The sequence below is a fragment of the Streptomyces sp. WAC06614 genome (assembly GCF_003949795.1).
Lineage (GTDB): Bacteria > Actinomycetota > Actinomycetes > Streptomycetales > Streptomycetaceae > Streptomyces.
In genome coordinates, this window is sequence record NZ_RPRY01000326.1 from 1 (window position 1) to 7,502 (window position 7,502).

Consider the following 7,502-nt stretch of genomic DNA (forward strand, 5'->3'; position numbering starts at 1 on the left):
CGGGCCCGGCGGGTGAGGGCGGCGTCCCCGCGCGGCAGGTAGACGAGGTGGCCCAGCTGCGAACAGTCCAGGCAGCGGGGCACACCGGAGACACGGACGAGATGCGGGAGCGGCCCCTTCCGGCACTCCGCGCAGCTGATCCCCTTCAGCGGCTCGAAGACCACGAGATTCATGACGAGTTGATACCGCCGGACGGGCCCTATATCACCTCCTGTCGCCCGCCGCTTGGCATTCCCCGGGATTCTCGCGACTTCCCCGAGTCGGTCCTACTGTGTGATTTCCTGATCAGACTTTCGCCAGGAGCAGTAGTTCATGGACATCGTGGCCCGCGAGGTCGTCATCGAGCCGGGAGACTCCACCGGCTGGCATTACCACCATGTGGAGATCGCCGCGATCGTGAAGTCCGGGACGCTGACGCGGATGCTGCACGACGGCACCGTCGAGGTGAGCACGGCCGGGGACTGCTTCGTCGAACGGGCGGGCGCCCACCACGTCCACACCGGCCGCAACCTCGGCACCGAACCCGTCGTGCTCCACCTCACCTACGCCCAGCCCGAGGGTTCCGCCTTCGCCGTCCCCACCCGGGCCCCGCTGTGTCTGCGGGACCTCGACGAAGCGGCCCCCCGTCCCGGCGCCGTGACCTGCCGCCGCGCCCGCCGCCCCCGGCGGCGCTGACCGCCCGGCCCGGCTCCGCGCCGCTCAGACCAGGCGGCGTATCTCCCCGCGCACCCGGTAGAAACCTCCCGAGGCCGCATGCAGCCCGTCCACCACGTACCGGGCACCGGCCTGCCGTATCCCGCGGGGGAACTGCACGTTCCACGAAGGCTCGTAGCCCCCGGAGACCACCTGCACCCGCAGCCGGCCCCCCTGCTGGACGCACTCCACCACGATCCCGTCCGCCGGAGCCACGGTCACCGTCGCCACCGAGGCCATCGACGCGGCCGGGGTGTAGACCGGCAGCGCGGCCGCCGACTTCACATCCACCGCCGTCGGCACCGAACCCTGCTGTGCCGCCGTGATCGCCGCCTCGCTCGCATCCACGCACACCAGCGAACCGTCGGTGGTCACCAGGTACAGCCGCTCGTCCAGGTACTGCATGGACAGCGCCGAGCCGGACCCCGTGCGCAGCTTCCACAGCCGCCGTCCGTCCGCGTCGAAGCAGTACACGGACGAGGAGGAGTCACCGGCGAACACGTGCCGGCCGTCGGGCGAGGTCGCGCACGAGTACACCGCCGCGTCGCACCGGTAGGTGGCCTCGATCGCCCCCGTGTCCTTCGCCAGCCGCTGCACGCTGTGGTGGCCGGTGCCCGCGTAGACCGCACGGTCCTCCTGCCAGCCGAAGAGCACCCCGCCGTCGGTCCGGGTGTGCCACAACTCGCCGCCGCCGTCCGGGGCGTACGCCGTGACGCCCCGCGCGTGACCGTGGTACACGGCGCGCGCGTCCGCCCGCACCATCCACGCCTGGGCCCCGGCGGACCGGCGCGACCACTGGAACTCGTCCTCGTGGTCGATGACCGTCAGCCCGCCGGCCGCGTCCGCGACATTGAGCACGCCCTCACGGATGTCCAGCCAGAAGATGTCCACGTCGTCGGCGATGTCGTACGCCTTGAACGGGAGCTTCGAGGACAGGTCGTACACGCCCCCGTCGTCACAGCCGGCATAGATCCAGAAGTCGTCCGCCACCAGGCACTTCACCCCGTCCGGCAGCGAGTACCGGGCGAGCACCTCGCCGCCGTGGCTGAGCGTGTACACATCGCCGGACTGGTTGCCGACCCAGCAGCGGTCCTCGTCCACATGGATGCCGAACGCCGCGGCGCCGGTGCGGAACCGCCACAGCACCGGGGCGGTCGCCCGCGCCGTGGACGGCGCCGAGGTCACCTGGCGGCGGGTCACCGGCCGGGCCGCGCGCTGCCCCTGCACCGCCGGGGCGTACCCCTTGCGCACCTTCTCGCCGATCTTCTTCGCGGCCGCGGCGCGCGCCTTGTCCTCGGTCGGGAACGAGGACTCCTGCACCTGCCCGGCCGCTCCGATGCGGCCGTACCGCACGGTGACGGCGGTGCCGTCGACGGTCACCTCGTAGAACTTGTGCGCTCCGCCGCCGTCCTGCGACAGCTCCAGATACGTGGTCTCGCGAGCCATGACAGACCCCTCCCCAAGGCCGGGTCCGACGGCCCTTGTCCCGCCGGTGATCCCCTCGTGGAAGAAGCTACGGGCCACCACTGACAATGGCCCCGTGCACCTCGAACCGATCACCTGGGAGCGGATGGCCGAGCGTCTGGCGGCCCACCTCGACGAGCGCACCACCGCCCGTGACGGCGGGCCCTGGCTGCGCACCGCGGTCGACGGCGCCCCGCCGGCCGGCACCGGGACGCTGGCCGAACTGGCGGCGGCCGCGCTGCGGTTGCGCGGCCGGTCGGTGCTGGTCGTCCCGGCGCAGGGGTTCCTGCGCCCGGCCTCCGTGCGCCTGGAGTACGGCCGCCAGGACGTGGAGGCGTACCTGCGCGGCTGGTACGACACGGCCGCGCTGTGGCGCGAGGTGTTCGCGCCGCTGGAGCCGGGCGGTACCGGCCGGGTCCTGCCGGACCTGTGGGACCCGGTCACCGACCGCGCGACCCGCAGCCCGTACGTCACCCTGCCGCCCGGGGGTGTGGTGATCGTGCACGGGCCGCTGCTGCTCGGCCACTGGTTCCCCTTCGACCTCAGCGTCCACATCAGCCTCTCGCCGGGCGCGCTCGCCCGGCGCACCGAGGAGGCGGAGCGGTGGACCCTGCCCGCGTTCGCACGCTACGCCGCCGAGACCGACCCGGCCGCGGCGGCGGACACCGTGGTCCGCGCCGACGACCCCCGCCACCCGGCCTGGTCCGGCCTCCCCGGCTGACGCCGGTCCCGGGCCGGGCCTACGGGCGCCCGCCCAGCCGGACGACCGCCGCCGCGGCGGCGCGGCAGCCGGCCCGGGCGGCGTCCGCCGGGGCCGCCCCGGCGAGGCGGGCGGCCAGGAAGCCGCCGGTGAAGGCGTCCCCGGCGCCCGTCGTGTCGACCGCCTCGGCCGGCTCCGCCGGCACCTCGGCGGTCACCGCCCCCGCCGAGGCGAGCAGCACCCCGGCCGCCCCCAGGGTCACCACCACCAGCGGGAAGCGCAGGCTCAGCGCGGCCGCCGCCTCCCGCACATCGGTCCGGCCGGCCAGCAGCCTGGCCTCGTCGGCGTTGGGCAGCAGGACGGAGACGCCCTCCACGGAGCTGAGGAAACGATTCACCCCGAGGGTGGACAGGAACCCGGCCGAGGCCGGGTCCACGCTCACCGGCACCCGCCGCTCCCGCGCGGTGCGCAGCGCCAGCTCCGCGAGCTCCCGACTGGCGTCGGTGAAGAACAGATAACCCGACAGATGCATGTGGACGACGCCGTCCAGCAGCTCCACGTCCCAGTCCGCCGTGGACAGCCGCAGCGCGGCCCCGCTGTCGGTCAGGAAGGTCCGCTCCGCGTCCCCGCCGACCAGCGCCACCACCGTCCCGGTCGGCTCCACCGGGTCGACCACCAGGTGCGGGCGCACCCCGGCCGCCCGCAGCGCCCGCTCGTGCCAGGCGGCCGACTCCGCACCCACCCGCGCCAGCAGCCGGACCGGGGCCACCCCGCAGCGCGCCGCCCAGCAGGCGGCATTGGCCCCGGCCCCGCCCGGCAGGGTACGGATCCGGGCCGCGGTGTCCGTCGCCGGCGCCAGCGGCTCCGCATGGACGGCCACCACGTCCGTGACCACGTCCCCGACGACCAGCAGGCCGCCGCTCACCGCCCCGCCCACGCCGCCGCGATCCGCGCACCGAGCCGGACGTTGCCCCGTACCGCCGCCAGATTGGCCTCCAGCGAGGCCCCGCCGGTCGCCCGGACCAGGTGGTCCAGCAGGAACGGTGTCACCGCCTGCCCCGTGATGCCCCGCTCGCGGCACTCCGTGAGCGCCTGCGCCAGCACCCGGTCGTGCAGCTCGGGGTCGAGCTGTTCCGCCTCGGCCACCGGGTTGGCCACCAGCAGCGCCGATCCCGGCCCGCCGAGGGCGTCCTGAGCGGCCATCACGGCGGCCACCTGCTCCGGCCGGTCCACGGTCCAGTCCACCGGGTGTCCCGAGCTGGTCAGGTAGAAGCCGGGGAAGTGGTCGGTGCCGTACCCGAGCACGCTCACGCCCAGCGTCTCCAGCCGTTGCAGCGTCGCCGGGACGTCCAGGATCGACTTCACCCCCGCGCACACCACCGTGATCCGTGTGCGGGCCAGCAACGGCAGGTCGGCCGACTCGTCCTGCGACCGCACCCACTCCCGGTGCACGCCGCCCAGCCCGCCGGTGGCGAAGACCCGCAGCCCGGCCCGCGCGGCGAGGAACGCCGTCGCGGAGACCGTCGTCGCCCCCGTGGCACCCGTCGCACAGGCCGGTGCGAGGTCCCGGTGGCCGAGCTTCCGCACCCCCTCGCCGCCCGCGATCCGCTCCAGCTGGTCCTTGTCGAGACCGGCGTGCGGGACCCCGTCGAGGACCGCGACCGTCGCCGGAACGGCGCCCTCCGCACGGACGAGGGCCTCCAGCTCCTCACCCACCGCCAGATTGCGCGGCCGGGGCAGGCCGTGCGCCAGGATCGTCGATTCGAGGGCGACGACCGGACGTCCCTGGTCGAGCGCCTCACGCACCTCTTCGGACAGGACCGGAATCACCGTGTGCTGTGGCATGTCCCCATCCCTGGCACACCACGTGCGCCCCCAAACGCGCTCCCGTCGCTCCTGTCCGACGAGCACCGCTCAGGGAGCGGTTCTGGACAGGGTGACGGGCCGGAGCACCCGATCATGGACGGGTTGGCCACCGCCGCCGAGGGGCCGGGCGGCTAGGGTCGCCGCCATGAGCACGCACGACCACGCCCCCGCAGCCGCCCCCGCCTCGTTCGCCGTCTCCGTCCCGGACGTCCCCGACGCCGAGCTGGAGGCCGAGGACCTCGACCCCGCCCAGATCCTCTCCGGCGACCCGGTGGTCACCGGCAAGGTGCTGTGGGAGTCCGCCGACGGCAGGCAGCTGCGAGGCATCTGGCAGATCACCCCGGGCGTGGTCACCGACACCGAGGCGAACGAGCTGTTCGTCGTGGTCAGCGGGCGCGCCACCATCGAGGTCGAGGGCGGCGCCACCCTGGAGGTGGGCCCGGGCTCCGCGTGCGTGCTCCGGGAAGGCGACCGGACCACCTGGACCGTGCACGAGACGCTGCGCAAGGCCTACCACATCAGCCTCTGACCGCCCCGGGATCAGCCCTCGGCCGCCGGATGGCGGCGCGCCGTGAACAGGGTCAGCGCCGCCAACGGCACCAGCAGCATCGCCCCGGCGGCGTTCAGCCAGCCGTAGCCCGCCTGGGCCACGATCAGCCCGGAGACCGCTCCGCCGACGCCCGCGCAGGTGTTGCTCATCAGGTCCGACAGACCCTGGACGGCCGCGCGGGCGGCCTGCGGCACCGAGTCGGTGAGCAGCGCCGAGCCCGACACCAGACCGGCCGACCAGCCCAGGCCCAGCAGGAACAGGCCGGCCGCGGTCTGGCCGTGCCGGGGGCCCGCCGTGCCGGCCAGCAGCGCGGCGGTCAGCAGCAGGCTCGCCCCGATCCCGATGACGGACAGCCGCCCGATCCGGTCCGCCAGCCAGCCCCACACCGGCGAGAACGCGTACATGCCGGCGATGTGGCCGCTGATGACCAGGCCGATCAGCTCCAGCCCGGCGCCGTGGTGGGTCAGGTCCAGCGGGGTCATCACCATGATCGACACCATGGTGGTGTGCGACACCGCGATGGTCACCAGCGCCAGCCGCGCCCGTGCGGACGCGGTGACGGCGGCGAAGCCGGCCCGCAGCGAGCGGTCCGCGTGGCTCTCCTCCCCGGCCGGGGCCAGGGCACGGGCCGTCAGCAGCGGGTCGGGCCGCAGCAGTACGCCGACCAGGGTGCCGGTGAGCAGGAAGATGACGGCGGCCCAGACGAACGGGCCCGCCGTCTGGGGTATGGAGGTGCCGGCGAAGCTGTGGCTGGCAGGCGCGGACAGGTTGGGGCCCAGCACCGCGCCGATCGTGGTCGCCCACACCACCGTGGAGATCGCCCGGGCCCGGTGATCGGGCTCGGCGAGGTCGGCCGCCGCGAACCGAGCCTGGAGGTTGGCCAGCGACGCGGCGCCGAAGCAGGCCATGCCGAGCAGGAGCAGCGGGAAGTTGTGCACGGCCGCGGCCAGGACGACCAGGGCCGCACCCGCCGCGCCGGTCAGATACGCCAGGACCAGCCCGGGCCTGCGCCCGCGCCGGGTCATCAGCGCGGCGAGCGGCAGCGAGAGCAGCGCGGTGCCGGTCACGGCCGCCGTGGAGGCCATGCCGGACAGCTCGTCCGTGCCGCTCACCTCCGTGGCCAGGACGGGGGCCAGTGCGATGCTGATCGGCACGCCGAGCCCACCGAGGATCTGGCTGGCGATCAGCACGGCGGAGGTGCGCCGGCGCAGCCGCGGCAGCTCCGCCGGCGCCACGACCGGCAGCGGCCGGGCGGTGCCCTGGGCCGAGGTCATGCGGTACACCCCCTTCCCCCACAGGCCCGGTGGACGGCCACCGGGCCGGACACGGACACGGATTGGGACGCGAAGTCGGACACGGACGCGGACGCGGATGCGGGCACGGTCGGGGCCATGGCCGCGGGGACGCCGGGTGCGGCGGCGGTGGTCGTAGGGGTCACGGCCGCAGTGTCGCACCCCGCCCGCCCGCGCGAAACGGAGATTTCCCTGGTCGCGCGCGGTCCGCGCCGGGCGCCGGAACGGCTCAGAACAGTGGCTGCGGCAGGACCCCCTCCAGCGCCAGCAGGGCGCGCTTGGTCTCCAGGCCCCCGCCGAACCCGCCGAGGCCCCCGCCGTTCTCCACGACCCGGTGGCAGGGCACCACGATCGGCAGCGGATTGGACCCCATGGCCGCCCCCACCGCCTGGGCCGCGCCGGGCTGGCCGACCCGGGCCGCCAGGTCGCCGTAGCCGACGACCGCGCCGTAGGGCACCGAACGGTCGAGCTCGCGCAGCACCTGGCGGTTGAACCCGGAGCTCAGCCGCCAGTCGAGCGCCAGCTCGAAGCGGCGCAGGCCGCCCGCGAAGTACGCGGCCAGCCGGCGTATCGGCTCGGCCAGCCGGACCTCCGCCCCCGGCGCCGGGCGCCACGGGGCCAGGCCGAGGCGGGCCGCCACCGGGTCGATCAGGCCGGGCCGGTCCGGGGCGGCGTGGAACTCCACCCGGACCAGACCCTCGTCCGTGGCGGCCAGGAGGAGCGGACCGATGTCGCTGGGGACGACGGTCCATTCGAGGTGCGGCCCTGCGGGCGGCCGGCTGTCACTGGTCACGCATCCACCGTACGGCCGCCCACTGACAGCCTGCCCGGCCTGCTCGGCCTGCTCGGCCTGCTCGGCCTGCTCGGCCTGCTCGGCCTGCTCGGCCTGCTCGGCCTGCTCGGCCTGCTCGGCCTGCCCGGCCCGGCCCACCCGGCC

At 75.0% G+C, this 7,502-nt stretch carries 8 protein-coding genes and 1 pseudogene; 3 read left to right on the forward strand and 6 right to left on the reverse strand.

Annotated elements, in window-relative coordinates:
* Positions 1–173, reverse strand: a pseudogene (locus tag EF918_RS38660) (DUF2293 domain-containing protein); the annotation flags it as partial.
* A 139-nt stretch (positions 174–312) separates the two neighbouring features.
* Here EF918_RS38660 and EF918_RS29500 point away from each other — a divergent pair.
* The gene (locus EF918_RS29500) at positions 313–675 is read left to right on the forward strand and encodes a cupin domain-containing protein (RefSeq protein WP_125651989.1); all 363 of its coding nucleotides are present in this window, start codon (positions 313–315) and stop codon (positions 673–675) included.
* 24 nt (positions 676–699) lie between these two features.
* Here EF918_RS29500 and EF918_RS29505 read toward each other — a convergent pair whose 3' ends face one another.
* Complete coding sequence (locus EF918_RS29505; protein ID WP_125651990.1) at positions 700–2,139, reverse strand: WGR domain-containing protein; 1,440 nt, start codon at positions 2,137–2,139, stop codon at positions 700–702.
* Positions 2,140–2,233: 94 nt separating this feature from the next.
* On the opposite strand from EF918_RS29505, the gene EF918_RS29510 reads away from it, so the two are divergent.
* Positions 2,234–2,878, forward strand: coding sequence for a uridine kinase (locus EF918_RS29510; RefSeq protein WP_125651991.1), 645 nt, complete (start codon positions 2,234–2,236; stop codon positions 2,876–2,878).
* Between the two features lie 19 nt (positions 2,879–2,897).
* On the opposite strand, the gene EF918_RS29515 is transcribed toward EF918_RS29510, so the two are convergent.
* Positions 2,898–3,794 (reverse strand): carbohydrate kinase family protein, encoded by an 897-nt coding sequence (locus EF918_RS29515; RefSeq protein WP_125651992.1) that lies wholly within the window; start codon positions 3,792–3,794, stop codon positions 2,898–2,900.
* Entirely contained in the window at positions 3,779–4,702 is a 924-nt protein-coding gene (locus EF918_RS29520) for a pseudouridine-5'-phosphate glycosidase (RefSeq protein ID WP_185921974.1), read from the reverse strand. Before EF918_RS29520 ends, EF918_RS29515 begins: the two co-directional genes overlap by 16 nt.
* Positions 4,703–4,868: 166 nt before the next feature.
* On the opposite strand from EF918_RS29520, the gene EF918_RS29525 reads away from it, so the two are divergent.
* Entirely contained in the window at positions 4,869–5,252 is a 384-nt protein-coding gene (locus EF918_RS29525) for a cupin domain-containing protein (protein ID WP_125651993.1), read from the forward strand.
* 11 nt (positions 5,253–5,263) lie between these two features.
* Here EF918_RS29525 and EF918_RS29530 read toward each other — a convergent pair whose 3' ends face one another.
* Both EF918_RS29530 and EF918_RS29535 read right to left on the reverse strand, forming a co-directional pair.
* Positions 5,264–6,547, reverse strand: coding sequence for an MFS transporter (locus EF918_RS29530; protein WP_125651994.1), 1,284 nt, complete (start codon positions 6,545–6,547; stop codon positions 5,264–5,266).
* Between the two features lie 247 nt (positions 6,548–6,794).
* Positions 6,795–7,358 (reverse strand): methylated-DNA--[protein]-cysteine S-methyltransferase, encoded by a 564-nt coding sequence (locus EF918_RS29535; RefSeq protein ID WP_125651996.1) that lies wholly within the window; start codon positions 7,356–7,358, stop codon positions 6,795–6,797.
* Between the last annotated feature and the right edge of the window lie 144 nt (positions 7,359–7,502).

Bases quoted from the DNA above. Each gene is read 5' to 3' on its own strand.
- EF918_RS29520 (WP_185921974.1), bottom strand. From the start codon at position 4,702: ATGCCACAGCACACGGTGATTCCGGTCCTGTCCGAAGAGGTGCGTGAG.
- EF918_RS29525 (WP_125651993.1), top strand. From the start codon at position 4,869: ATGAGCACGCACGACCACGCCCCCGCAGCCGCCCCCGCCTCGTTCGCC.
- EF918_RS29500 (WP_125651989.1), top strand. From the start codon at position 313: ATGGACATCGTGGCCCGCGAGGTCGTCATCGAGCCGGGAGACTCCACC.
- EF918_RS29505 (WP_125651990.1), bottom strand. From the start codon at position 2,139: ATGGCTCGCGAGACCACGTATCTGGAGCTGTCGCAGGACGGCGGCGGA.
- EF918_RS29530 (WP_125651994.1), bottom strand. From the start codon at position 6,547: ATGACCTCGGCCCAGGGCACCGCCCGGCCGCTGCCGGTCGTGGCGCCG.